The 25,404-nt window shown below is 45.3% G+C and carries 29 protein-coding genes and 1 pseudogene; 8 read left to right on the top strand and 22 right to left on the bottom strand.

Annotated elements, in window-relative coordinates:
* Positions 1-53: 53 nt before the first annotated feature.
* A complete protein-coding gene (locus P2A85_RS17645; RefSeq protein WP_377474264.1) occupies positions 54-212 on the bottom strand; it encodes a hypothetical protein in 159 nt (52 codons plus the stop codon).
* Between the two features lie 84 nt (positions 213-296).
* Here P2A85_RS17645 and P2A85_RS17640 point away from each other — a divergent pair, with 84 nt between their 5' ends.
* Complete coding sequence (locus P2A85_RS17640) at positions 297-1,868, top strand: PEP-CTERM sorting domain-containing protein (protein WP_377474262.1); 1,572 nt, start codon at positions 297-299, stop codon at positions 1,866-1,868.
* A gap of 26 nt (positions 1,869-1,894) precedes the next feature.
* Here P2A85_RS17640 and P2A85_RS17635 read toward each other — a convergent pair whose 3' ends face one another.
* From P2A85_RS17635 to P2A85_RS17595, 9 genes are all read right to left on the bottom strand, one after another.
* Entirely contained in the window at positions 1,895-2,089 is a 195-nt protein-coding gene (locus P2A85_RS17635; protein ID WP_377474260.1) for a hypothetical protein, read from the bottom strand.
* Between the two features lie 142 nt (positions 2,090-2,231).
* Positions 2,232-2,360, bottom strand: coding sequence for an element excision factor XisH family protein (locus P2A85_RS17630; RefSeq protein ID WP_377474258.1), 129 nt, complete (start codon positions 2,358-2,360; stop codon positions 2,232-2,234).
* A 43-nt stretch (positions 2,361-2,403) separates the two neighbouring features.
* Positions 2,404-2,628 carry a type II toxin-antitoxin system HicB family antitoxin gene (locus P2A85_RS17625; protein ID WP_377474256.1) on the bottom strand — a complete coding sequence of 75 codons (225 nt, stop codon included), beginning with the start codon at positions 2,626-2,628 and terminating at the stop codon, positions 2,404-2,406.
* Positions 2,625-2,840, bottom strand: a complete 216-nt coding sequence (locus P2A85_RS17620; RefSeq protein ID WP_340518251.1) for a type II toxin-antitoxin system HicA family toxin — start codon at positions 2,838-2,840, stop codon at positions 2,625-2,627. The genes P2A85_RS17625 and P2A85_RS17620 overlap by 4 nt, the downstream gene beginning before the upstream one ends.
* An 87-nt stretch (positions 2,841-2,927) precedes the next feature.
* On the bottom strand, positions 2,928-3,362 hold the full coding sequence (locus tag P2A85_RS17615; RefSeq protein ID WP_377474254.1) for an HNH endonuclease: 435 nt from the start codon (positions 3,360-3,362) through the stop codon (positions 2,928-2,930).
* Complete coding sequence (locus P2A85_RS17610) at positions 3,355-3,768, bottom strand: hypothetical protein (RefSeq protein WP_377474252.1); 414 nt, start codon at positions 3,766-3,768, stop codon at positions 3,355-3,357. Before P2A85_RS17610 ends, P2A85_RS17615 begins: the two co-directional genes overlap by 8 nt.
* Positions 3,769-3,856: 88 nt before the next feature.
* The gene (locus tag P2A85_RS17605) at positions 3,857-4,099 is read right to left on the bottom strand and encodes a hypothetical protein (RefSeq protein ID WP_377474250.1); all 243 of its coding nucleotides are present in this window, start codon (positions 4,097-4,099) and stop codon (positions 3,857-3,859) included.
* Between the two features lie 1,362 nt (positions 4,100-5,461).
* Complete coding sequence (locus tag P2A85_RS17600; RefSeq protein ID WP_377474248.1) at positions 5,462-5,611, bottom strand: hypothetical protein; 150 nt, start codon at positions 5,609-5,611, stop codon at positions 5,462-5,464.
* A gap of 60 nt (positions 5,612-5,671) precedes the next feature.
* The gene (locus tag P2A85_RS17595; RefSeq protein ID WP_377474246.1) at positions 5,672-5,908 is read right to left on the bottom strand and encodes a DUF433 domain-containing protein; all 237 of its coding nucleotides are present in this window, start codon (positions 5,906-5,908) and stop codon (positions 5,672-5,674) included.
* A gap of 126 nt (positions 5,909-6,034) precedes the next feature.
* Here P2A85_RS17595 and P2A85_RS17590 point away from each other — a divergent pair, with 126 nt between their 5' ends.
* The gene (locus tag P2A85_RS17590; protein ID WP_377474244.1) at positions 6,035-6,337 is read left to right on the top strand and encodes a DUF433 domain-containing protein; all 303 of its coding nucleotides are present in this window, start codon (positions 6,035-6,037) and stop codon (positions 6,335-6,337) included.
* 23 nt (positions 6,338-6,360) lie between these two features.
* Here the strand turns inward: P2A85_RS17590 and P2A85_RS17585 are convergent, their stop codons facing one another.
* The 4 genes from P2A85_RS17585 to P2A85_RS17570 form a co-directional block, all read right to left on the bottom strand.
* Positions 6,361-6,621 (bottom strand): type II toxin-antitoxin system RelE/ParE family toxin, encoded by a 261-nt coding sequence (locus tag P2A85_RS17585; RefSeq protein WP_377474242.1) that lies wholly within the window; start codon positions 6,619-6,621, stop codon positions 6,361-6,363.
* On the bottom strand, positions 6,618-6,857 hold the full coding sequence (locus tag P2A85_RS17580) for a hypothetical protein (RefSeq protein ID WP_377474240.1): 240 nt from the start codon (positions 6,855-6,857) through the stop codon (positions 6,618-6,620). Before P2A85_RS17580 ends, P2A85_RS17585 begins: the two co-directional genes overlap by 4 nt.
* A 76-nt stretch (positions 6,858-6,933) precedes the next feature.
* Positions 6,934-7,503, bottom strand: coding sequence for a Uma2 family endonuclease (locus P2A85_RS17575; protein WP_377474237.1), 570 nt, complete (start codon positions 7,501-7,503; stop codon positions 6,934-6,936).
* 73 nt (positions 7,504-7,576) lie between these two features.
* Positions 7,577-8,146 (bottom strand): Uma2 family endonuclease, encoded by a 570-nt coding sequence (locus tag P2A85_RS17570; RefSeq protein ID WP_377474235.1) that lies wholly within the window; start codon positions 8,144-8,146, stop codon positions 7,577-7,579.
* A 47-nt stretch (positions 8,147-8,193) separates the two neighbouring features.
* On the opposite strand from P2A85_RS17570, the pseudogene P2A85_RS17565 reads away from it, so the two are divergent.
* Positions 8,194-8,451 (top strand): annotated as a pseudogene (locus P2A85_RS17565) (DUF29 domain-containing protein); the annotation flags it as partial.
* 41 nt (positions 8,452-8,492) lie between these two features.
* Here P2A85_RS17565 and P2A85_RS17560 read toward each other — a convergent pair.
* The 4 genes from P2A85_RS17560 to P2A85_RS17545 all read right to left on the bottom strand — a co-directional run bounded on the left by P2A85_RS17560 (position 8,493) and on the right by P2A85_RS17545 (position 11,452).
* On the bottom strand, positions 8,493-8,843 hold the full coding sequence (locus P2A85_RS17560; RefSeq protein ID WP_377474233.1) for a hypothetical protein: 351 nt from the start codon (positions 8,841-8,843) through the stop codon (positions 8,493-8,495).
* A 16-nt stretch (positions 8,844-8,859) separates the two neighbouring features.
* Positions 8,860-9,267, bottom strand: a complete 408-nt coding sequence (locus tag P2A85_RS17555) for a hypothetical protein (protein ID WP_377474231.1) — start codon at positions 9,265-9,267, stop codon at positions 8,860-8,862.
* An 86-nt stretch (positions 9,268-9,353) separates the two neighbouring features.
* Positions 9,354-10,331, bottom strand: a complete 978-nt coding sequence (locus P2A85_RS17550) for a heme o synthase (RefSeq protein ID WP_377474229.1) — start codon at positions 10,329-10,331, stop codon at positions 9,354-9,356.
* Between the two features lie 209 nt (positions 10,332-10,540).
* Complete coding sequence (locus P2A85_RS17545; protein ID WP_377474227.1) at positions 10,541-11,452, bottom strand: heme A synthase; 912 nt, start codon at positions 11,450-11,452, stop codon at positions 10,541-10,543.
* A gap of 520 nt (positions 11,453-11,972) precedes the next feature.
* Between P2A85_RS17545 and P2A85_RS17540 the strand changes: the two genes are divergently transcribed.
* The 5 genes from P2A85_RS17540 (at position 11,973) to P2A85_RS17520 (ending at position 18,966) form a co-directional block, all read left to right on the top strand.
* Positions 11,973-13,019, top strand: a complete 1,047-nt coding sequence (locus P2A85_RS17540) for a cytochrome c oxidase subunit II (protein WP_377474225.1) — start codon at positions 11,973-11,975, stop codon at positions 13,017-13,019.
* Positions 13,020-13,390: 371 nt separating this feature from the next.
* Positions 13,391-15,145, top strand: coding sequence for a cytochrome c oxidase subunit I (ctaD, locus tag P2A85_RS17535; protein ID WP_377474223.1), 1,755 nt, complete (start codon positions 13,391-13,393; stop codon positions 15,143-15,145).
* Between the two features lie 379 nt (positions 15,146-15,524).
* Positions 15,525-16,166, top strand: coding sequence for a heme-copper oxidase subunit III (locus P2A85_RS17530; protein ID WP_377474221.1), 642 nt, complete (start codon positions 15,525-15,527; stop codon positions 16,164-16,166).
* A gap of 520 nt (positions 16,167-16,686) precedes the next feature.
* The gene (locus tag P2A85_RS17525) at positions 16,687-18,120 is read left to right on the top strand and encodes an ABC transporter substrate-binding protein (RefSeq protein ID WP_377474219.1); all 1,434 of its coding nucleotides are present in this window, start codon (positions 16,687-16,689) and stop codon (positions 18,118-18,120) included.
* 222 nt (positions 18,121-18,342) lie between these two features.
* Positions 18,343-18,966, top strand: a complete 624-nt coding sequence (locus tag P2A85_RS17520; RefSeq protein ID WP_377474217.1) for a Uma2 family endonuclease — start codon at positions 18,343-18,345, stop codon at positions 18,964-18,966.
* 587 nt (positions 18,967-19,553) lie between these two features.
* Here the strand turns inward: P2A85_RS17520 and P2A85_RS17515 are convergent.
* From P2A85_RS17515 to P2A85_RS17500, 4 genes are all read right to left on the bottom strand, one after another.
* Positions 19,554-19,943, bottom strand: a complete 390-nt coding sequence (locus P2A85_RS17515) for a hypothetical protein (protein ID WP_341735271.1) — start codon at positions 19,941-19,943, stop codon at positions 19,554-19,556.
* 229 nt (positions 19,944-20,172) lie between these two features.
* Positions 20,173-22,611 carry a glycosyltransferase family 2 protein gene (locus tag P2A85_RS17510; RefSeq protein WP_377474215.1) on the bottom strand — a complete coding sequence of 813 codons (2,439 nt, stop codon included), beginning with the start codon at positions 22,609-22,611 and terminating at the stop codon, positions 20,173-20,175.
* Between the two features lie 162 nt (positions 22,612-22,773).
* Positions 22,774-23,355 (bottom strand): hypothetical protein, encoded by a 582-nt coding sequence (locus P2A85_RS17505; RefSeq protein WP_377474213.1) that lies wholly within the window; start codon positions 23,353-23,355, stop codon positions 22,774-22,776.
* A gap of 183 nt (positions 23,356-23,538) precedes the next feature.
* Complete coding sequence (locus P2A85_RS17500; protein WP_377474211.1) at positions 23,539-25,350, bottom strand: CHAT domain-containing protein; 1,812 nt, start codon at positions 25,348-25,350, stop codon at positions 23,539-23,541.
* Between the last annotated feature and the right edge of the window lie 54 nt (positions 25,351-25,404).

The raw sequence follows: 25,404 nt of genomic DNA, 5'->3' as shown, positions 1-25,404 counted from the left end.
ATTTCGGTCACGCTCGCGTAGTCGAAGTGGACATTTCGACCCTTCGACTACGCTCAGGGCGACGCTCCGCTCAATGACCAAACCGCCTTGGCGACTGCTATATCTTCAACTCCCAACTCGGTTTCTGGACGGCGAGGCGTAAGTTTTGGTAAAGTTTTGTAACAAATTGGTGTGTCAGCGCATAAAATCTCAAACGACACCCTGATAGACATATAGTGAGCTCGTTCTCTAGGATGCCAAAAAGCAACGCCAACCCAACTATCCACTCTGAGGTATACGTGAAAAAATTCAAAAAAATGTTTGAACAAACTTCCTCTAGCGGGTTTGTTCAAAGTTGTCTGTCGCTGACTGCTTTTACTTTATTGGGATTTACCGCAGTTGAACCAGTCAGCGCCGCCAGTATCCATACAGGTTTTGCCTCCTATGCCATTACTGACCTCGGTCCCGGCAAAACTTACAGTATCAACAATCTCGGACAAGTGGTAATGGGTAAAAATGGTGTGGGTTGGATTTGGGAAGACGGTAACTTAACCGAAGTTACCGACAGCACTTGGGCTTACCAAATCAACACTTCCGGTCAAGTGGTGGGCCGCTATCTCAGCGAAAATTGGACGGATAATGCCTATTTGTGGGAAAACGGTCAAAGGACAGACCTCGGTTATTTTGGCGGCATTAGCAGTAGCGCTAGTGACATCAATGATGCTGGGCAAATAGTTGGTAAGTTTAACATTGCCCAAGATAAATTTAACCCCTTTTTATGGCAAAACGGTACGATGACCGATCTGGGTACTCTTGGTTTCAATGGCGGGGCTATGAGTATCAATAACAGGGGGCAAGTAGTTGGTTATTCCGGTCTTGTTTTCGGGATAACTCATGCTTTCCTGTGGGAAAACGGCACGATGAGGGACTTGGGAACTCTGGAAGGAGACAACGACAGCATTGCTTACGATATCAACGATCTGGGACAGGCGATCGGCTATTCTGCTAATAAAAACACTCAGCAAAGTAAACCTGTTATCTGGTCAAACGGTAAACTTACAGAACTCAAAACTCTCGGTGGCAATGTCAATTACGGGGTGGCAATTAATAATAAAGGACAAGCAGTCGGTTTTGGTAACACCAGTGTCAATGGCAGCCTAAGTCACGGTTTAATCTGGGAAGACGGCGAAATGGCTAACCTTAACAGCCTGATTCCTGCTGATTCTGGGTGGTTTTTACAGCAAATCAACGGCATTAACGATCGCGGTCAAATTGTCGGTCAAGGGATTAACAGCAAGACTGGTGCAAATCATGCTTTTCTGCTCAATCCCGTCAGCGGTAGTTCTCAGCGCAATCCTTTATTACCTGATAATTTTGAGGATGGTTGGCATATTTTTAATAATGTCACAAGTCGCCTGTGGTTTGATCCGCCAACCTCGGCGGGTTTTGCGTTCAAAATCGGCGAGGTTGGGGGGTCAAGTCCGATCGCATTTAATCCCAACCCAACCGAACCATCGCTATTTACAAAAATTCTCAGTTTGCCCAGTGGAATTGATGCTGACGAACTATTTTCTGTAATAGTTGGCGGTCAAGAAATCGGTAAGTTTCGCCCGAATGAAGTGGTTGATTTTGTTGCCTTACTCGGTTACGGCGTTTCCGAGTTTAACGTTACGGGCATTGATGCGCTAATCGATCCGACAAATCCCCTAGCGTTTCCGATTAAGTTAGAATCAAACCACGATAATTTCTCTTTTAAAATGCGGGCGATGGATGGTGCTGAAGCTGTTCCAGAACCTTCGGAAATCGGGGGGATAGTAACTGCGGCTGCGGTTTTTGGTGGTATGTTGTGGAAACGCAAACGCAGCGATCGAAAAGTGCAAGTCAAGTAATCTCTTGTGCGGGCGATCGATTATATTTAATTAGGTTTTGCTGAATAATCGATCGCTCGCAAACAACAAGTGCGATAACCATCAACGACATCCTCATGTTTGGCTGTCGGTTCACTCAGGGGCATAGCAACTCCATTGACTAGCGCCAATGACTTGCCGGATTTGTCATCCCAGTTAAGAAATTCCTCGAAGGAAAGGGTTTTTTGGGCGATCGCAATCATTGATATTAACCTTTTGCGTAGGTTGACTCTCTGTTATCTGTTTTTAGCTTAACGTGAGGTAGAGAGGATAAACGTTCTGCGAGGTTTCAGTTCCTAATTTGGCCTTGTTACCCCCTCTAGGATTCGGCGGTTGAAACCGCTACTACAAAAACGAAGTCCGCCGACGCGGACTAAGAAATAATATCCTTAGATAAGGATCGGCTGCGATCGCCCAATTGTCCTTAGTGAGGGCTGATTTTACTGCGTCATGATAAATATCTCTGGCAGACATAGGGTTAGGACTACACATCTATGTTAATGATGTTTAGAAATGCTTATGCGTGTTGTAGAGATTGACCAAATAATTGTGGCTTTGGCAAGGGTTTACCTTCATCTAACGTCGATTCAGTGAGAAGTTCCAAAACCTCGCGGGCATTTTTTAATGCGTCTTCGTAAGTATCCCCGTGAGTATGACAGTAGTCTCCCCATTCTGGAAAACTAACGACATAGCACCGATCCTCATCTGACCATTGAATAACAATTGTATAATGACTGTTCATCTATTTTTTTCCTCAATTTCAGCTAGTTGTTTGAGAGCATTGTCAACATCTTTTTCCTGATATAGCTTGGCATCACCGCCGTCTTTTCCTGATAGGGTCAGCTTTCCTGGTAGCAGAGGATGTGACCATTTGGTGTGGCTACCTTTAGCAGACTCACAAGCAAATCCTGCTTTCAATAATAGGCTTTTCAAATCCCTGATTTTTCTGGGCATCCGTTATTTACCTAATTGTTGCTTCAAATCCCGGATAGCAGCGCTGGTGTTGCGGACGAGGGCAAACATGGTCTAAACTCCCTTTTACTACGAATCATTGTGAGGTGGATGTAGATCGATCGAATGCAGGACTCCTCGAAGATTGACTACTCCTTCTCGATTGAGTTTGAGCCGATCGATGGTAGCGCGTCCAGTCGGTGTTAAACCCAACATTTGAGTCGCATCGCTGCTCCAAGTAAAGTGTTCGCTCCAGTTATCCCGTCGAGGATGATAAAGTGGGACAGAGCCACCTGTAACGGGGTCGATCGCCTCACTATGACTGTATTTGAAATTGTTGCACCCTTGAGCTGCGATCGCCAGATTATCCAAATCACTGGTGCCACCTTTGGAGCGAGGGATAATGTGTTCAATGGAGAAGGGGTCGGGAGAGAATTTAGCTTGACTGAGACAATACTCGCAGCAACCATTGGCGCGTTGTTTAATGAATTGTCGTTGCTGCTGTGTGAGGCGGGATTCAGACATAATCAACGATATCGGGATGAGGATTGATGCCGAGGGTTTGCATCAGATCTGTCAGAGGTTGGTTGCGGAAGGTTGCGAGTTGAATTAAGGCTTGAATGCGGGCAACATTGAGTTGTTCAAGGCGCGAGCTCATTTGGATCAGTTGCTTGTGTTCTTCGGGAGTCAGGGTTTCGGCATGACGCTTGGCGATGAGGGCATGGTATTCTTCCCAGGTTTGTGCACTAAAGCCGATGTTAATTTGTTGCAGCAAGTCGGCTTCAGTAGGTTGGGTGGTTGGAAGTTTAGGCTGGAGGCGTTCTTGCAGGGCGTTGAGGATGTAGCGATCGGGTTCAACGCCCTGTCGAGATGCTTCAGTGCGGATCTGGTGTTCGAGTTCGGGAGAGAGGTTGAGGGTGATGGTGGTCATGGTTATCTTGGCAGCAACATCATATTCATCATTTTAGCGATCGGGCTTTCACCTTATCAAAAACTTCATCGCCTGGGACTTCTCCGTTTTACTGCCCGCGTCCTGGTTTGCAATCTACGAAACCTAATGCTTCTGTGTCGAGAAAATTGGCGATCGAAATGGCGATCGAAACTGCGATCGGATATTCAATTTCCGCAGCACGGGCAATTAGAGCTGCTTTAATTCTTTCTGGTAAACGTCCCAAAATAACTTCGGCATCAGCAGGAGAAAGTTTTTCTTGAAGTTTGGCTTGCATGGCATTCACCTTTGAGTTGGAATTTGATAGATACATTCAAGCCACTACCCAACTCAGATTTGGCGGGATAACGACCAAGTTGAGCGGCGATCTACCAACTTTAAACGGAACTTACCCCCCACGCTCCATTCATTTCTTCTGAAACCATTACAGGGCGAGACTTTCCTGGATTTGGAAAATCAAGTACATGACTACAAATTTCTCTAACTTTTATGTGGAGCGGGTTTTAGTTAATTTTAGGATACAACAATACTTGGGTTCTAAATATTAATAAAACCTTAAATACATGGCTACAAAATTTTCACTACCAAAGGGCTAAAACTAATACAGCTCAAAGAATACAGCCACCGAAACTATCCCCTACGGGGGTAAGTTCCGTTTAACAATACTTCGGACAGTTTTAGATCTAATCAAGTATCTCAAACCCTTGATGGCTATAGGGATGAGTATTTTTTCAATCTTTAAGTAAGCGTCCTGAGTTTCAAAAAACCATTAAAAATGCCAGGGCTTACGCTGTAACGCTTACAGAGTAGTTAAAAAACAGTCCGGAGTATTGGTTTAAACGAAGCAAGAATCTTCTCCGCCGCTCCAACGACTTGTTATCTCGCTGGCACTACTCCAACCTTCTATGGCTAGGCTCCCTTTCGGATTCGTTCTTGAAGACGCTCAACTATATCTGCACTCAAGTCCGCTTCTGGATCGGTTTTCTCACGTGTCGCTAAAACGGACCGCTGCACCAACGTGTTAGACCTGGCAAAGCTTGATTGGACAGGAAGCGGGAAGCCTTGATCGAAACCCCATCAACCAAATTAAACCTGGATCACTTGAAAGTTCGATCTCTCCACGCCAGCTTAATGGCTTAACATTACTCGGCACACAAGAGGTATCCTTTGTCTCCAGATATGTGTGGGACAAAAACGAACTCGTCGATCGGGTAAAAACGAGGTGGCAGGCACTCAATGTAATTTCCTTGGCTATCAACTAGAACTGAATGGTGATGAAGCCAAGTAATGAGATTCTCGCTACTGGAGTTAATGGTAAAGTAAGGAGGCATTCTAAATTGTTCCAGACTTCGAAAATTCACATCAATACTGTTCCTTATTAAATAGCCAGAAATTCGCTGCCACCCAAACAGTGATAGGTGTTGAACCGCATTTCTAGTAACACTGTGACAGTTCAAGATTCCTACTTGTTGAGTATGTACTTTCTCAATGGTGTTTGAGAAGTTTCCGGTAGGTAATTCCCTCATAAAGAACTGGCATTGGTTGAGCAGAGTTAGAACTTGAGAGCAGTCATTCGGACTTGGTGGCTGAGGATGAGCATTAGGTGAAGGGGGTGTTGCAACTGAAACCTGACTAAACATTATCTTAGGAAAACACAATGATTTACCGAAGCTGGTTAACGAGAACGAATTGCTTTAGCTTTTGGGTCTAACTTATAATTATATCGCCGTTGCGGTACAATACCAATAATTATATCGCAGTTGCGGTACAATACCCAATAGAAGAGAAAAATACCGCCGATCGTCCGCTCGCTAATGTATTTCACCAAAAGTAGCAGTAATCCACACAGCAATGGCTGACGATAGACGAGAATTCAACCAAATTCTCATGCGGCCAAAACAGGACGATCGAGCTTGCAGACTGCATAGAGAAGCGCAGCTTTGAGATGCTCAAGTTCCAAGTCTGGCAATTCTTCGAGAATTTGCTCAAAACTCAAACCCGCAGCTAGCAACTCTAGGATATCGATGACTCGAATCCGCATTCCCCGGATGCAGGGACGATCGCCACATTGTCTTGGATTCACCGTGATTTTGTCAAACAGATGAAGAACGGATGCTGGCATTGGTTAAAATTGTTTGAAACCTTTGTCTATAGTTTACTTCATTTATCGCTCGAAATTCACACCGCGATATAATTCTGCGATCGCTATGCTGTAATAGAGATCAGTCCCTTCAAACTTCCATAGTTTATGACCACAGCAGTATCTATTGACATTGGTACGCTCATTGCACGCACTCCCGGATTGCACGGTGGATGTCCTCACATCCTCGGTAAAGGCGTTACCGTTCGCCGGATTGTCACCTGGTACAAGCGAGGATTGAATGCTGAAGAGATTTGCGATCGCATTTCTAATCTCACCCTCGCCGAAGTCTACGCCGCACTCACCTACTATCATGCCAACACCGCAGAAATTGAAACTGATTTGATCCATCAAGCAGCAGAAGCCAAGCGCCTAGAAGCTTTGTACACCAACTTTGGTAAAGAAGCATGAGTGAGCTCGTAGATAAAAAAACATCATGCTTTGTAAACATCTTTCCTATGCTTGCATTGTAATAGGAGAATGATTAGTTCTTCATCGCGAATTTCATAACGAACGCGGTAATCACCGATCCGAATACGATACTCATTATCAGTGCCTTTCAGCTTGACTACCCCATCCGGGCGCGGGTTTTCGGCAAGTTGCAAAATCTTGACAGCGATACGATCGCAGACATCATCTGGCAGGGCATCTAGCTGCTTTTGCACAGCTTTAGGCGTAATAATTATGTAAGTCATGTCGATTTATTTGCCCGCCCGGCCATGTATCGATCGAAAGTTGTGTAATCTCCAGCTTTGTAGTCAGCACGGGCAGCTTCAATTTCAGCAATGTCTTCTGGAGAATCTTCCTCATTCGGGAATAATTCAGCTTCCAAAAATTCCCATATTTTGTATCTTTCAGCAATTCCCAGTGACGAAATAGCTTCCAGCAGTGATTGAAAAGAGATGTCTACTTTCACGGTATTCTCAGTCATCAGAACTTTCCTCAACTTTTCATTTGGCAGTTGGCATTTAGAATTGTCTGAAATCTTTGTCTATAGTTTACTTCATTTACCGCCCCAAACTCACCCCGCGATATAATTCTGCGATCGCCACTTCCAGCTCAATACTCTGTAACATCACTAAATCGCCCGCACCATAAACCACCGTTTCCCAACGTTCTCCACCCCCATCTTTCACCCGACGGCGACACTCCACTCGCATCTCATCCTGCGAGATTAAAACATACTCTTCCAAGGATTCCAACTGTCGATAATCCTCAAACTTATCACCCCGATCGAACTTTTCCGTCGAAGGGGACAACACCTCAGCAATCAACTTAGGATAGCGCTTCACATAGCGATCGCTCTTATCGCGCGGATCGCACGTCACAAACGCATCGGGATAATAGAAAAACACATCCGCATAATTCACCTTTACGTCACCGGAAAAAAACTGACAATCACCATCACGCAGGTGAAAATTAATAGCCGTTAAAAAATTAATCGCGATCCGGCTATGATCGTCGCTACCTCCCGCCATTGCGTAGACTAAACCGCGCCGATATTCATGCCGGATAGTATTCTCATGTTCGATGGAAAGGTACTCTTCGGGGCTAAATCCAGAGGGGATGGCAATCATAGTATGGCTGGCAATTTTGATACTTTAATTGTAGCGAGTATTGTCTGAAATCTTTGTCTATAGTTTACTTTATTTATCGATCGAAATTCACACCGCGATATAATTCTGCGATCGCAACTTCCAGATCAATACTCTGTAACATCACTAAATCGCCCGCACCATAAACCACCGTTTCCCAACGTTCCCCAGCCCCATCTTTCACCCGACGGCGACACTCCACTCGCATCTCATCCTGCGAGATTAAAACATACTCTTCCAAGGATTCCAACTGTTGATAATCCTCAAACTTATCACCCCGATCGAACTTTTCCGTCGAAGGAGACAGCACCTCAGCAATCAACTTAGGATAGCGCTTCACATAGCGATCGCTCTTATCTCGCGGATCGCACGTCACAAACGCATCGGGATAATAGAAAAACGCATCCCTATAATTCACCTTCACATTACCCGATCGCACAGAGCAACCTAAATCTCGAACCTTGTGGCGCAAAAGTTCAATTAGATTCAACGACAGTTCATCATGATCGTCGCTACCTCCCGCCATTGCGTAGACTAAACCGCGCTGATATTCATGGCGGACTGTATTCTCATGTTCCAGAGAAAGGTACTCTTCGGTGCTAAATCCAGAGGGGATGGCAATCATGGTATTACAGGCAAATTTGATAGCTTAATTGTAGCGATTATCGTAGTCGGAGTTGGCTGGCAACTCTTCGCATCCAGCGTCGCGATACGTTACGGCTACTCAAAGATAACCCAAGCCTCAAACCCTATCTTGATGATGCACTGCAAGAGTCTTATGAGAATGCCAGAGACTTGGCAATGGGAGAAACTGAACTACCAGAGCAAACCTTCCCTTTGAGTTGTCCTTATAGTTTGACTGAGATTTTAGACGATCGCTTTTATCCTGGTGAACCGAGTGAATTAGTAGATAATTCAGACTTTATTTAACCGCAGATTAAAGCAGATGCAGAAAGGGACGATCGTTATGATTATGATTGAGTGACAGCAATTAATTGACTTGGTTCTGCAAGTTCTTTTTGCAGCTTTTTACTAAAATAAATCACTTCATAGTCTGGCGCTAGTTCCTGACGTAGCTGATGCCATATACTAATTCCTTCTTGCTCAAAAGTCTCTTGAGCTTCCTCACTAGCGAACCCTGATGAAGCTGGATCGTTCCAATTGAGAGTTGCTTCGTAAATTGTGATCCAAGCAAGCAAACGCCTAAGAGTTTTTTGACTTAAAGGTAATGCCGTTGGCTCGATATTGCCAATTCTCCCAGGAGAAGCCCACCACAACGGATGGCTGCCATAGTCAGCATTTAGCTTAATAATTTCTTTCATGTTCATTCACCTTAATTTATGAAAGGGAAGCGGGGTTAGCACAAACTAGATAACCGTTGCTACCGACTGTCACTGCGATGAGCTGAATTTTACTCTTAAAAGTGACTTGATAAATTGGTCGAGTTGGAGATTGATAGCCTATAATTTCACCGAATATCACAGCATCCATCACTGCATCTGGGATTTCTGCTTCAGATATATCTCTTGCTGCAAAATCTCGCCTGTGATTGTTCACAATATGTTGGAGACCAGAGGCAGAGTTTCCTGTTTCCAAGAATACTATTGTACCATCAATTAGCTTGGCTATCCGAAGTATTGCTTCAGAATTATGTTTAATTTTGGCTTGCCTGAGTTCGTCAATGAGGGCGACTTTTTCCTCGCTCGGTTCAATAGGTTGTGAGATTTCATTTTCCGAGTTGTTCAATGGCGATTACCTCTGTCCAATTTATAAATATGACAAGAATACCAAGCTCCCCGACTTCTTTAAGAAGTCGGGGAGCTAACAGCAGACTACATCACCACTGCACTAATCAAAGTGTGCACATTTTGGACAACAGCAGTAGTAAAGTTGTGAGTCGCAGGCAAACTATCAACCACGATTCCAGCGCACAATAGCATCAGATACAGAATAGAGTATTTAAACAGCGATCGCGCAACGTTCTTATCCTCAGGAGTCTGCAACAGCAACCAAGCTTTTTGAGCAAAAATCGCTCCCAGGAAAATCGCAGTACCCGCATACACCGGGCCGGCTAAATTCAGCGGATACACTAGCAGCAAAGTGGCAGGAAGCATCAATAACGTGTAAATCCAAATTTGGCGGGCTGTCTCTTCATCGCCCTCAATTACCGGCAACATCGGCACGCCTACTCCCTCGTATTCGTCGCGAATCATCATTGCTAATGCCCAAAAATGCGGCGGTGTCCACAGGAAGATAATCCCAAACAGCAGCCACGCACCCCAACTCAAATCTCCCGTCACCGCAGCCCAGCCAACTAGCGGCGGAATAGCGCCTGCTGCACCGCCGATGACGATGTTTTGCACGCTGTGGCGCTTCAGCCAATGGGTGTAAATTAGGACGTAGAAAACGATGCCAGACATGGCTAGCAATGCTGCTAATAAGTTGGCAACAACTGTCAGTAATGTAAAGGAGATTGTCGCTAGGGCGATCGCAAAAATCAAAGCATCCCGTTTCTTGACACGCCCCGAAGGAATCGGCCGCCAGCGGGTGCGCTCCATAATATAATCGATGTCGCTATCGTAAACACAATTAATCGTATTAGCAGACGCGGAAGCCAAAGCGCCTCCTGCGATCGTTGATACCAGCAATAGCGGATCGACTTCTCCTTTGGCGGCCATCCACATTCCTGCTGATGTGGTGATTAGCAACAGTAAAATAATTCTGGGTTTTGTGAGTTGATAGTAACTTTTCACCACTTGCGAAAAGTTTTCATGGAGGCGAGGGCTATGGTTTGTAAGAACTTCTTGCATCGGTGATTAATGGTTAGTTGTTAGTTGCGGTGCCCTGAGCGAAGTCGAAGGGTCACTTGTGGTCATTTTTCATGGGCTGTAGGGGCGGGTTTTACGAGAGATATTTCTTGTAGGTGAAAAGATTGATAAACCCGCCCCTCTTAGTCCGCGGAGGCGGACTTCGTTTGTGTAGTAGCGGTTTCAACCGCCGATTAATCAACCCGCCCCTCTCAAGCTGATAAAACCCGATCGCGCCACGACAAAACACTAAAGGCTACCAAGATTCCCAACAAAGCAGCGCCGACAGCTTGGTGGGCGACTGTCAGGGGTTCTACCTGAAGGTGCAGCCGGAAAGTTGCCAATCCTAACACTAATTGAGCAATCAGACAAACACTAGCTAAATTTCCTAGTTTTCGCAAGTTTGCACTTAGTGCTGGCTGCCGCCAAGCCATGATTGCTACTGTTAAAGTGGCTGCGGTAGCTGGTACTACGCCGATGATGTGGCTGTTCATTACCGAGCACAATTCTGAGGAACCAAAACATTGGTGCAACGCCCATCTAGAGCCTACTAATGCTCCTAGCAAACTTTGCAGGTAAACTAACAATGCTGCGATCGAACTTACCCAAGCTAATTTCCCCGTATTGCCTTTAGCTTCGTAGGGAGTTAGCATGAAACCGATGACTAACAGAGCGCAAAAAAACAGTAAAGCTGTTCCCAAGTGAGCGGTAACGATATCAAATCTGAGCAGTTGGGTTACTGTCAAGCCGCCCAATACGCCTTGAAAAACGATTAAAAATAGTGCTCCAGCGCTGGCAATCGGGAGCCATTTTGGGAGGCGGCTGCGGTAAAATAAAGATAGTGCTAAAAGACCGATCGCACTTAAGCCGATCGCCGCGGCATCCAAACGGTGAAACCATTCCAGAAATACCTGCAAATTCATTTGCGCTGCGGGGATTAATTGACCGTAGCACAGAGGCCAATCCGGGCAAGCGAGCCCCGCATTCATCACCCGCGTGGCACTGCCTACAGCCATTAGCAGCCAGGTGGCGATCGCAATTTTCCAGACTAGGCCGCGGACAATATCCTGTGGCTGCCACTGCACTCCTGCTGCGGTTGGCTGATTTAAAACTGAGTTTGCCATGAAATTCACCTTAGCCTTTGTTATCGATGGAACTTAATTAAATAGTGAACTTTTTTTTCTGGTGGCTTTCTGTGAGCTTAACACTGTTTTTCTTTAATAAACCGCCCATTGATTTGAGATTTGATTTTTGAAATTTTAGATGGGAGGACTGAAGAATTGACTTTATGTTACAAAAGATTTATCTTATTTTCCTAAACTTAAAAAAAGCTTAATCTTTCCCCTCAACCGTTTATACTGATACCAATTCCCTCAAGTCGAGCTTTGGCGTCAAAACTAAAGATTTAATTAAGAAAATTTATTTATCAAATAACTGTGATACATGATACGGAAACTAAAGATTAAAAACTCAACAGCATTAAAAAACTTAAAAAATAACATTAATCACAAACCAAATTTTGCTGATTGTTCTACCCTAGTAGGGGTAGGACGGCTAGTAAAACCGCAGTCAACAAATTAAACAAGCCGTAAGCCAGCGACTCCTCAGTCCAGGCGTCGCAGCCCTTACTCAAGGAGTTGAAGGATGGAAAAAGAAACAGGAAAAATACCAGCTTCGCTGTTGACCCTAGTTGGTGGGCTAGCGATCGCAGCAATCAGCTTCTGGTATGGTCAAAACAACCACCTAATGCCAGAGCAAGCTTCAGAACAAGCGCCACTGGTAGACAATTTTTTTAATCTGATGACCACGATCGCCACAGCCCTATTTATAGTGGTAGAAGGCGCGATCGTCTATTTTGCGATCAAATTTCGCTACCGCCCCGGAGACGAAACCGATGGCATACCCGTTAGCGAAAACTTTGCCTTAGAAATCTTCTGGACGGCAATACCCGCAATTCTGGTGATTGGTGTGGGCATCTACAGCGTCGAAGTCTTTAGAGATATGGGAGGCTTCGATCCGGGCGGCAGTCAGGTGATGGCTCACGTTCACGACTCCACCCACGCAGGCCATAAAATGCCCAAAGGCAGTGCCATGGCCGCTCCCCCGATCGCCGACTCAGGAAGCGCGGCATCAGAAATGGCCGCAGAAATGGGTGGCACACCAACCGCCAAATACGGTTTTGGAGCCAAACCTTCGGAGACAGGAAAATTCGCAGGCCTCACTGTCAACGTCACCGGGATGCAATACGCCTGGATATTTAACTATCCCGACAGCGGAGTCACCTCTGGAGAACTCCATGTCCCCACGGGTAAATCGGTTCAACTCAACCTTTCGGCCGTTGACGTGATCCACTCCTTCTGGGTTCCCCAATTCCGGCTCAAACAAGATGCGATTCCCGGAATCCCCACGGAATTGCGGTTTGTCGCCACCAAACCCGGTGACTATCCCGTCTTTTGTGCGGAACTTTGTGGTGGCTACCACGGCGCCATGCGGACTCGCGTGATTGTTCACACTCCTGAAGAATACGAAAATTGGCTCAAAGAAAGCCAGATTGCTCAAGAGCTAGATGTCGATCGCGCGATCGCAGTTAATCCTGCTAATTTGTCAGAATCGGAATTTCTAGTTCCTTACGTTAGCGACATGGGAATTAAACCCGAAACCGTCGCTCAACTGCAACCGACTAGGAATTAAAACAACCAAATTAAAAATTAAAAATGCCACAAGCAATTCAACATTTTTAATTTTTAAAGCGAAGCTTTTCCCGCTCGCCCTTCGACTTCGCTCAGGATAAACTCAGTTGAAGGGTCGATGTGTTGCAGTGTCCTTGGACTTTCTTCCTGAATTTCCCCCCTTGGGGGGGGTGATATCAATTCCGGTTGTATCGGAGTGATTTAACCGCGAAGGCGCGAAGGACGCGAAGGAAGAGAAGAGAGAGTTTAATACAGGACGATGAAAAGATGATTTTATATGACTTCTTCTTTCTTCCTTCTTCCTTCTTCTTTCTTCCTTCTTCCTTCTTCCTTCTTCCTTCTTCCTTCTAATTAAAATTCCCAACATATCAAATGGCACAAGCACAACTTCCGGTAAATACGCCACCAGAAATTAAAGGCGATACTTACTCCCACCATCCAAAAGCGTGGAAATGGTATGACTACTTTACTTTCAACATTGACCACAAAGTAATTGGTATTCAATACCTAGTAACAGCCTTTATTTTCTACCTGATTGGCGGATTAATGGCGATGGCGATGCGGGCGGAGCTCTACACCCCCGATTCCGACTTTATGGACCCGAACCTCTACAACGCTTTCCTGACTAACCACGGGACGATCATGATTTTCCTGTGGATCGTGCCAGCAGCGATCGGCGGATTCGGCAACTTTTTAGTCCCGCTGATGATCGGTGCCAGAGACATGGCGTTTCCCAAGCTCAACGCGATCGCCTTTTGGGTGAATCCCCCCGCCGGACTTATCCTCATGAGCAGTTTCTTCTTCGGAGGAGCTCAATCGGGTTGGACCTCCTATCCGCCGCTGAGCGTGATTACAGCCAACACCGCTCAATCAATGTGGATTTTGTCGATCGTCCTAGCAGGAACATCCTCAATTTTAGGTTCGCTCAACTTTGTTGTCACCATCCTCAAGATGAAAGTTCCCAGCATGAAATGGGATCAACTTCCCCTATTTTGCTGGTCAATTTTAGCAACTTCAGTGCTGGCACTGGTATCAACTCCAGTATTAGCAGTGGGCTTGACATTGCTGCTGTTTGATATCAACTTCGGCACCTCATTCTACAAACCAGATGCAGGCGGCAACGTCGTTATTTATCAACACTTATTCTGGTTTTATTCCCACCCGGCAGTTTATTTGATGATTCTGCCCATCTTCGGGATCATGTCCGAAGTTATCCCAGTTCACGCACGTAAACCGATTTTTGGCTATAAGGCGATCGCCTATTCCAGCTTAGCCATCTGCCTAGTCGGACTGTTCGTTTGGGTGCACCATATGTTCACCAGCGGTACACCTCCCTGGATGCGGATGTTCTTCACAGTTTCCACCCTAATTGTGGCAGTTCCCACCGGTGTTAAGATTTTCGGCTGGACAGCTACCCTGTGGGGCGGTAAAATCCGCTACACCAGTGCGATGTTATTTGCGATCGGGCTATTGATGATGTTCGTCTTCGGCGGATTGACCGGAGTCACCTTAGGCACTGCCCCCTTCGACGTCCACGTACACGACAGCTACTACGTCGTCGGCCACTTCCACTACGTGCTCTTTGGCGGTTCCGTATTCGGCCTCTACGCCGGAATTTACCACTGGTTCCCCAAAATCACCGGTCGGATGTACAACGAAACCTGGGGCCGCATTCACTTCGTCCTCACCTTCATCGGCACCAACCTCACCTTCTTACCCATGCACCAATTGGGCCTGCAAGGAATGCCCCGCCGGATTGCCATGTATGACCCACAATTCGAGTCGTTGAATAAGATTTGCACCTACGGTTCAATTCTGCTCGGATTTTCGGTACTTCCCTTCTTCTTCAACATGATTTGGAGTTGGATGTACGGCCCCAAAGCCAGCAGCAACCCTTGGGAAGCCTTAACTTTGGAATGGACAACTGCTTCGCCACCAATCATTGAAAACTGGGAAGTATTGCCCGTAATCACTCACGGCCCCTACGACTACGGGATGAATAATTTCGTTCCGAACATAGATCCTTTAGGCGTCCTGATTCCAGCAGGTAATCAAAAAGCTGAATCTTCTACCTCTGTTTTGGTAGCTGAATCTGCATCGGATGTCAACAAAAATGGTGACAGTTGATAGTTGTCAGTTGATAGTTGTCATACCAATTTAATGGGTCGTTGCACATATCCCGATCCCCCTCGCATCCCCCTTAATAAGGGGGACTTTGACGCTACTCTTGTCCCCCCCTTATTAAGGGGGGTTAGGGGGGATAAAATTCTATGCAGCCTCATAAAAAATTGGTATCAGTTGTCAGTTCATAGTTGTCAATTGTCATTGGTAACTAATATGATTTCCGTCTGATTCGGAATTGTATGATGTGAAATTTTGTAGGGGCGGGTTTACCAACATAATTGCCCATAATCGACAATCTGATAAACCCGCCCCCGCCCATACTTCTTGGAGAAGTCCGGTTTCTAAAAAAGATAGTTTCACCTGTTCAATATTGGAGACTTTTATGCAAGGTTCAACAATTGATAGCCCAGAAAGTGTACTCAACTCGTCAGTGCCCCCAGTAGCGGCCGCGAGTGTAGTCGAACACCACGAAGAACACGAAGATTTGCGACTGTTTGGACTCGTGACCTTTCTCATTTCTGAATCCCTCATGTTTGGAGGGCTGTTTGCAACTTACTTATTATTGCGAGGTGGTGCAGAATCTTGGCCACCAGAAGGCACAGAAGTAGAATTATTGTTGCCGACAATCAACACAATTATTCTGGTTTCCAGCAGTTTTGTAATTCACTTCGGTGACACAGCCGTGAAAAAGAATGATATCAAAGGAATGCGACTTTGGTACGCCATTACTGCGGTGATGGGACTTGTTTTCTTAGGAGGTCAAGTTTACGAATATATGACCTTGGGTTATGGCTTGACTGAGAATATATTTGCTAACTGTTTCTATGTGATGACCGGTTTCCACGGTTTGCACGTTTTTCTTGGTATCTGCTTAATTTTGGGCGTGCTGTGGCGGAGTCGCCGCGAGGGCCATTACTCAAATGTTAAGCACACAGGCATCGAAATGGCAGAAATTTACTGGCACTTCGTGGACATTATTTGGATTGTTTTGTTCTTGCTGATTTACGTCCTCACTCTTTTCTAAGGTAGTAGTAGATTCAGCAAAAAACCCCCAGCCTTGGGGGTTTTTTATTTTTTTAGGCTTGCAGTTTCTTGGGCGGTTTAAAAGCGTGTCAAACTTTCGTCTGCTTCCGCAGACAAGCAACATCGATGGATATTTAAGCCTGTTGCTATATCAGCAATCGGGTTTCTGGCTATAATGTAGTGTAAAAATATGATGACTTATATAGCCTTTCTCAGAAAGAGGAGGTACGATCGAGAATTGGTAATAGGTAATTGGTAATGCCCTATACTTCGACAACGCTGGAGCCCAAGTACCCTAGGGCGTGTTTTCAAACCCGGAGATCCCCCCCAGCCCCCCTTAAAAAGGGGGGGGAAAGAGTCTTTAAGTCCCCCTTTTTAAGGGGGATTTAGGGGGATCTAAATCTTAAGGAGTAGTTTGAAAACACGCCCTAGGCCCCATACTTCGACTTCGCTCAGCGGCAGACAAGTTGATTTACTAATCAAAAACATACAAATTATCCACAATTTAAAATTTTAGACCCATGTCTCAAAAAAATGAAACAGTTATTCTAGTGTTATCCTTAGCAATTACCATGGGGCTAGCCAGTGCAGGTATTTGGTGGCTGACAAACAATAAAGGCATCAATTTAGGGAGTAAGTCTGCGGAAAAATTGATTTCTAATACTTCCCCAACAGCCAATGCTTCGCAATCACAACAGTCCATTGAGCAGCGCTTGAGCTTAGGAGAAAAACTGTTAATTCCAGGGGGAGCAACGGCCAAAAAACAAGAAGCTGTAGCGGCGATCGCATCTAGCAACTACAACACAGCTATTTCGACTCTAGAAGCCTCCCTACAAACCAATCGCAACGATCCAGAAGCCTTAATTTATCTCAATAACGCCCGGATTGGCGACAAAAAATCCTATACTATTGCTGTGGCTGTTCCCATTGGTAGCGATATCAATGCAGCTCAAGAAATTCTGCGGGGCGTGGCTCAATCTCAAAATGAAATCAACCAAAGTGGTGGGATTAGCAGTATTCCTTTAAAAGTGCTGATTGCTAATGATGATAATAACCCAGAGATAGCCTCCAAAATAGCCAGTGATTTAGCTAGAAAATCGGAAGTTTTAGGAGTAGTCGGACATTTTGGCTCTGATGTCACCCTCGCAGCCAGTAAGGTTTATCAACAAAATCAATTAGTAGCAATTTCTCCTACCAGTACCTCTGTACAACTGTCTGGGATTGGTAGTAATATATTTCGGACAGTACCGAGCGATCGATTTGCGGCTAATGCTCTTTCTCGCTATATGTTAGGAAAATTGAAAAAGCAAAAAGTTGTGATTTTTTTTAATTCGACCAGCAGTTACAGCAACTCTTTAAAAAATGAATTTACCACGGCTATCTACGCAGATGGAGGACAAATTATATCGGAGTTTGATTTAGTTAACGGCAATTTTAATGCTGCTGATAGCGTTGAAAAGGCGATCGCCCAAGGAGCAGAAGCTATCATGTTAGCATCAAACTCTAGCACCATAGAGCAAGCTTTGCAAGTAGTGAAATTCAACGCGAAACGGCTGCCATTATTAGCTGGAGATGGCGCTTATACGGCTAAAATACTACAAATTGGTGCAGGGGGAGCAACAGGTATGACGATCGCAGTTCCTTGGCACATTCTGGCAGATCCCCAGTCCAGTTTTCCCCAAGCATCAAAACTTTTGTGGAATGCTGAAGTCAGTTGGCGTACAGCTTTAGCCTACGACGCGGCGAAAGCTTTAATTGCTGGTTTACAGGTGAATCCGACTCGTAGCGGCATTCAAAAAGCTCTCTCAGCGTCGGATTTTTCGGTAATGGGGGCGAATGGCGCGATTCGATTTTTAGCTTCGGGCGATCGCAATCAAGGCGTTCAGTTAGTAACTGTGCAACCGGGAAATCGCACCAGTTACGGTTATGACTTTGTACCGATATCTGGTTTGTGATACCAAATCCTCTCTTCACCGGAATTATTAAACTCTCTCTTCTCTTCCTTCGTGTCCTACCCTACGGGAACGGCTTCGCCGAACGCGCCTTCGCGGTTAAATCACCTGACGATACAACCGGAATTGATATGAGCTATTGGTGAGTGTGGAATGTAGGTTATAAATTGATAATTAGGGATAATTTATATTAAAATAGAACAACAAGTTTGGATGGTGAATCCTATGACTTCTCAAGTTGTGTCTCCGGTGATAGCTGAATCTTTGCCAGAACAGCGCGTGGTGTTGGAGGGGGTAAGTTGGCAACAGTATGAATTATTGTTAGCCACTTTTGGCGATGATTTTCCAGCTTTGCGGTTGAGCTATTTGGAAGGAATGTTAGAAATTATGAGTACATCTCCCCTGCATGAAGAGCTCAAAAAAATGATTGGGATGCTGATGGAAGCATATTTTCAGGATACACGTACCCGCTTTCATGCGATCGGTACGGCAACGTTTCGCAAGGTTTCTAAGCAGCGCGGATTGGAGCCTGATGAGTGCTATTGTTTGGGACAGAAAAAGGATTTTCCAGATTTAGCGATCGAGGTTGTGCTCAGTAGTGGCATTGTGGATAAGTTGGAGATTTACCGAGGGCTGGGAGTGACGGAAGTTTGGGTGTGGGAAGCAGGACGATTTACGATTCATCATCTGCGGGCGGATGGCTATGAGTGCGTTGTCAGGAGTGAGTTGTTGCCAGAATGTGACATGGAGTTGTTAGCTAATTATGTCAAGCCAGAGGAACAGTTTGATGCGGTGATTGCTTTTCGGGATGAATTGAAGATGCGATTGTATAGCCAACCACAGGAGTGAGTTGGGTGCATCTCTATTTTACAAGTATATTCGTAGGGGCGAAGCATGACCGCAGACAATTTATTAGCTTGCGCCAGAGATTTACAGCGGTCATGCTTCGCCTATGCAAAATCGGGATGCTCCCAGTGAGTTTGTGTCGATATTCTCAGATGCCCACTTTCTTTAAGAAGTAGGGAATCTAACAAAAAAGTGTTTTATTTATGTGTTAAAATACAATCTAAAATTTGATATTTTTGTGCAAAAAACTAAAACCCCTGTGGTTATTTTGTCACTCTTAATGACGATCGCGATTCTGGGTACTGCTATATGGTGGTTTACACGCAGTAGCGTCAATCTGCCGACTCCATCACCACCAACTCGTACTCTTCCCAAGGCACCCACCCCAAAACCGCCATCGTCATCTCTCAGATCAGGGCTGTTTCATTCTCTTGTAGGGGCGGTGCCCCCGTGCCCGCCCCAACCTCTGAAACACATACAAAATCGTGGATGAGGAGGGTAGGCACGCACCATCCACTACCCCTACAAAACGATGATTTGTTTGAGAATGAAACAGCCCTGTCTCTCAGATAGAGCCAGAATTTTTGAGCTTAGTTCAAAGCTGGCTTCACAACCAGAATCCCTTTACCTGGGCCTTCATAAATTTCGACCCTCGATACTTGTCCACTACCAGCATAATATGTTACATCTGCTTTGGAGCGAGATGGCATTGATTGCCAAACACCATCTTTTGAAAACACCAAATTAGTTGTGAACCCATCATCCCAATTAATGATAATTTGATTGGGATTCTGCTTAATTGAACAGCCGATTGTTTGTGCTTGTGGTTGATTCTGTCCGTAAAAACTGCATTGAGATCGATAATTCTCACTAGAGTTTTTCGTCTGGGCTTGAACACTGATACTGAAAGCGGTGACAGATGCTAGGAGCACATTTGCTACCAAAGCAGTTGTATAAACCAAAGATGAGTGGAGTTTCATAGATTGGGTATTTTCGAGAAAAATAACTAACTTTATGTTACGGCAATACTTATACTGTGAAATTCTACTCGTTACCAGGCTCCAGCCTGGTAATGCTGATCCGGAGGCTCTGCCTCAATTTCTATTTCCCCCCCAGCGAGGCAGAGCCTCTAGATATGGGTTCCCAGGCTCCAGCCTGGGAACCAGTTATATGGAACCCTTCGACTACGCTCAGGGTACGGAGATGTAGCTAAACTTGGGAAACGGCGATCGCCCTAACGGGTCGATTTCTTTCAAAAATAGCCCGTGGTTTCAAAGCTATTCTCAACAACAACCAAAGCGATCGCCATTCTCCTGGTGTTTCCACCCCTTGCCACTGTCCAGGCCGACAATAGAGCATTTCAATCAAACAACGGTGTTGGTTAATATTTAGGCGATCGAAGGCAATTCGGACAGTGGGAAATCCTGATGGCTGAAAACTTGAATCCAACCGTGATTTATCCCTCACCAACTCAATCTTAGCCACAGGAATCAAACATTGCTCTTCCATAATTTCCAAAGTAGCCGATGCACAATCTATCAAATCTATAGGAAAACTACTCTCTGTTTCCAACTCAAGCATGGACTGGAATGGCTGGTTCGAGTTGAATCTTGCACCCTGGGAAACATTTCCCCTCACAGCATATTTTGGCAAATTTTCGGCTGTAATCAAACTATTTTTGTTGACTTTACCTTTCAAACCAAAACTCGGCTGCTGAGTCAGAGCCACTTCAGCACCACTTTCCGAAATTACAGTAGTTATACCCCAAAAAGTTGTACCCCCAATCTTCAATTGTACAACCCTGCGTAAATTGAACCATTCGTAAATATCCGGTTTAGGAATATCCACCAAAATTAGTAGCGCAATCCCCAACATCAGCAAGTTGTAAACGCTCCAAATCCAGCCAAAACTCATCCCTTTTAACGCATCGGCGCTTGCTGCTACTTCCTGTCCACTACCAATATTGTGAAATAAATAAATGTTTAAATTTTGCCACAAACCCCAAGCGGTAACTACAAACAAGACGATCAGAGGCCATCCCAAATTCCAGTTAAAATGAAATCGATCGCTAGCAAGTCCTTTTGGTGTCACCTGAAATCCCTTCCCAAACGGATTGAGCATGGCACTCACCACCGTCATCGCTAAAGGGATACACTGGACAAAGGAGTAAACATCGGAAAGTAAAGCAGACCGCGATCGGTAATTTAGCCAAGCAAAGACCGTAATTTGGACTAAATAATAAGGCAGAAAGAAATACACTAATTCCTGGGAATTTGCCCGCACGGGAAGGATGCCTAAAAACCAGTAAGCCAAAGGCATCAACAGTAATAAAACTCTACTTAAACTGGTGAACCAGTGCACCAATCCTTCCAAGTGAGACAGTCTTTGTCGCAATTTTAACCCCGGAATAGTTAAAGGATTGGAATCGATAAAAAATGCCTGGAGGGTGCCTCGCGCCCAGCGCAATCTTTGAGTTAGGTGAGCATCTATATTTTCCGCAGCTAAACCTGCACTTAATTTTTCATTTAAATAAACTAAACTATATCCACTTGCTGATAGCCGAATTCCCGTAAAATAATCTTCGCAAACGGAATTTGTGACAAAGCCTCCCACAGATTCTAAAGCGCTGCGTCTGAGCACAAAAGATGTGCCACAACAAATTACACTTTCTGCACCATCTTTGAGGAGTTGAATTTGTCTATAAAATACTTCTTCTTCGGAAGTAACAATGTTTTCTAATCCCAGGTTGCGGGCGATGGGGTCGTGATTGTAAAAGCTTTGAGGAGTTTGAACAAGGGCGATTTCTGGATTTTGAAAAAATCCTACAGTTCTGGTTAAAAAGTTGGTGGTTGGAATAAAATCTGCATCGAAAACAACTATGAGTTCTCCATTGGTTAAAGCTGTGGCATGATTTATGTTGCCAGCTTTTGCGTGGCGATTATCTGGTCTGCTTATATATTCGCATCCGAGTTCTTTTGCCAATAATTTGATTTCATGACGTTGAGTATCATCGAGTAAATATACTTTTTTATTGGTATAGTCTAAGGCTTGACAACCGATGATTGTGCGCCTTAAAATAAAGGCTGGTTCGTTGTAGGTTGGGATTAAAATATCTACGGAAGGGGAAAAGTATCCTGACTCAACGGCAACTGCCATGCGATCGGCTTCTCGGCCACGATCTTTCACTCTCAGGGTGAAGTAAAGTAGACTGCTGCTAGTGAAAACCATTAACATTTCTAGGAAAAACAGCCCCAAACTAAAGATACCATTGAGGGGACTGCTGAGATTGAGAGTAGCGAGCGATCGCCACAAAAAGTAGCGAATTGTTAAAGCCAAAACTATCGCAACTACCACAGCCTGTGACCATTTCTGGGGCCGAGGCGAAATTTTCAATACAGCGAAGACTATTGATACTAGGATGAGAGTCGGGAGTAATAAATACATCTGGCTGACAGCAGGCACTTCGAGCCACACAGGCGGGTTTTGTTGCCAAATATTGATTTGGGCAAAAATACCGCTGACAGTGCCTTCATGGGAAAACCACGCCCCGACGATCGCACTTACGAAAGCCACTACCCCTAATAGGACTAAGGTGGCGATCGGCACGGGGCGTTTAAAGTCTCGAAGGTGAAATCTTGAATTTGTCATAAATGTGAAATGCCCGATCGAGTCTACAAAAGCTTTCAAACACAATGTAAACACATTTTAACATTTTCACAATTTTCTTCAACGCACTCTCTTCTCCTCCTCTGCGTCAAGAGCGTCCTCTGCGGTTAAATAAATCAGGTCTAACCGTAAACTACATAACATTCAATCAGAAACTTCCAATTGCGATATAGCATAGCGCGCCACAGTCAAACTATATTTAGCCCGTTCTATTTCCGACAATTCTGCCCAAGGTTTGCTAAAAACCATCCCTAATTCTCCCCCTTCCCCTTCAACATCTCGCATCGCATAGGCCAAAGGACGGGATAAAACTTGCAAATCTTCCTCATCCCACTGAGGTAAAATATCTAACACGCACTCTACCATTTGGTCGGCTAAATATTGATATTTGACCGTGGCATTTTGGACACTTTGTGCGATGCTGGCGAGTAAATCTTGAGGAAAACTCACAAATTTATCCCGCAAAGACTTTTGCAAAGTTGTGGTTAGCCAGACTTGTTCTAATTGCGAGAATAATAATTGTGACTTCTGGGCAATATCCGTGTCGCTGAAGGAATCGGATAGTGCAAATTCTTGCTCTAAAGCCATCAAATAAGATTCTGATTCAACCTGTGCAGGATTCCAGGGGTAAGCAACATCGGTCTGAACAATTGTTGCCAGAAGTTCCATCTCAACCTGAGTTTCACAGTCGCGAAAATATTGAGAATCAGAAGGTTGGGGAGCCATAATTTAATACCTAAATGGGAAAAAAATACAGAACGGGATGAATGGGAAGTGTGAGTTGCGAGTTGTGAATATTTTTTTTAACTCCAGACTTGAGACTCAAGGTCTAAAACTTTGCCGTCCCGATCGCCGATTGCTAAAACTAGCTACACTATCACCTGTATTGGTTCCGCAATCAATTTAATTTTAGGTAGAAGTTGTTGGCACCTCGATCGTGAACTCAAAAATCTGACCTTGAGAACTGCCAAATTTTAGCTGAGTGCCCGATCGCAACAACAGTTCCTGGTGGTGAACCCTTTGCCATCCCTCATCCCCCAAGACTAGAGTGCCATAACGAGAGAAATCCCGCAGGAAGTAGCGAGGTTCTTCCCGGCCATCTTCGATATTGTTGCGGCAGAAAATTTCCGCGTGTTTTTGAGAAACCCACTGTTCTCGAATCACTACATCATTTTCTTCCCAACGTCCGACTCGAACCATTCCACCCCGAATTGGCCAAACCTGATTGGGGTTAGAACTTTGGGCTGTTTCCTCTTCTCGATCGCGCCCCCGCAAATAAGCACAGGAGGGCAAACGTCCCAGCCAAGTAGCAGAATTTACAGGCAATTCTGTTTTGATGTCATCTACCGGTTCAGTCAATTGACCATCGAACTCCGGGTGCATATACAGCACCGGCAGTGTCCAAGCCGGTTGATTGAACTTGTAAAGCGTCAGTAGCTGCTGTCTGGCGATCGCCACAGCCCGATCGATGGACATCCTTCCAGCCAAAGCTTGGGCGAAAGTTTGGATAAAACTCAGGGCTTCGCGATCGGCGATCGAATCCCGCATCCCCAACACCGCAGGCACTCCATGATGGATCAATACCTCTGCTAGACTGCTGCGGGCGATCGCCTGTTTCTGGCCACTGCTAGAATCAACCGTCTCCATGGCCGGCTGAGCTCCCCAGCAGGCATTGAATACTGCCAACGTCACCCGACACCGGACTAAAACCTGAGCCAGTTCAGTGCCGTTAATAATCGTGTCCGGCCCCAAAAACAACAAACCTCCATCAGGCCCCGGCATCCCGTGCCCGGCATAAAACAAGATGTTATAGGCTTGTGTTTCCAAGCGAGAAATTAATTCTGTTGGGGTGGGTTCGATCAGAGTATCGACGTGAGTCGGAACGTTAACCTCGAAGTATTTACCAGTGTCGTCGGTTTTATTAGCATTTTCCAGAACCAGACGCAAGGCCAGTGCTTCTTTTTCTAAATGCAACTGACGATGATTAGTGCTAGAAGATTGACTATTGACAGCACTGCCAGGATCTGATTGTCCCAAAACTAGCAAAATCTTGAGCGAATCGGCCAGACGCAGCGGTCCCAAAGGCTCAACATTGCTGGTAGTGCGACTAAACAGCAATTGCTGGGACAGAGAAATTGCCGGTTGACCGGCTTGAGGCTGCATAATTTCCCAAGGTAAAGCAATTAAATAAGGTTCCCGCAAGTCTAGTCGTACTCGCAGAGGTTGATTTTGTCCGATCGCGATACCTTTACTTTCTTGGAGACTACCTTGAATTGGTCCTTCAAACAGCCACTGCCAAAGATTGATGCCAAAATGCTGCATCAAGCGACTGCTGTAGCTAGTCGGTTGTGGGGGTGGAGTTGGTTCCCCCCTCTCACCGCCACCCCTTTGAGGGAGGTGGACTGATACTCCTGAAGATGGAGGTAGCTGTAGGGAGTAAGGGCTTGCTTTTTCTGTGGTTTCCAGTATTTTTTGGCTATGTTCCACAGACATGAAACTACCATCAGAATTGGAGGGCAATTGGTGAATTGTCCCGGAGGAGGAGAACATCTCTTGCCAAGCTTGCCACGATTGGGATAGGGTGGGGGGCCACATACAATCGTGGTGAACGTAACCGCTGGGATAGGGGGCCTGTAGCACCCAGGTAGCAAAATGGTTTGCCCCAGCGGCTTTCAGGCGAGCGATCGCTATACTGAGGCAAGGACTTTCAGGGCGCGCCATTCACAACTACCGACTCTGGATATAGGGATCGATCGAGTTTATCTATCTAGTCTA

The sequence above is a fragment of the Microcoleus anatoxicus genome (genome assembly GCF_042465725.1).
In the GTDB taxonomy this organism is placed as follows: domain Bacteria; phylum Cyanobacteriota; class Cyanobacteriia; order Cyanobacteriales; family Microcoleaceae; genus Microcoleus; species Microcoleus anatoxicus.
The sequence above is the reverse complement of the archived record's forward strand: the minus strand, read 5'-3'. Positions and strand labels throughout refer to the sequence as shown.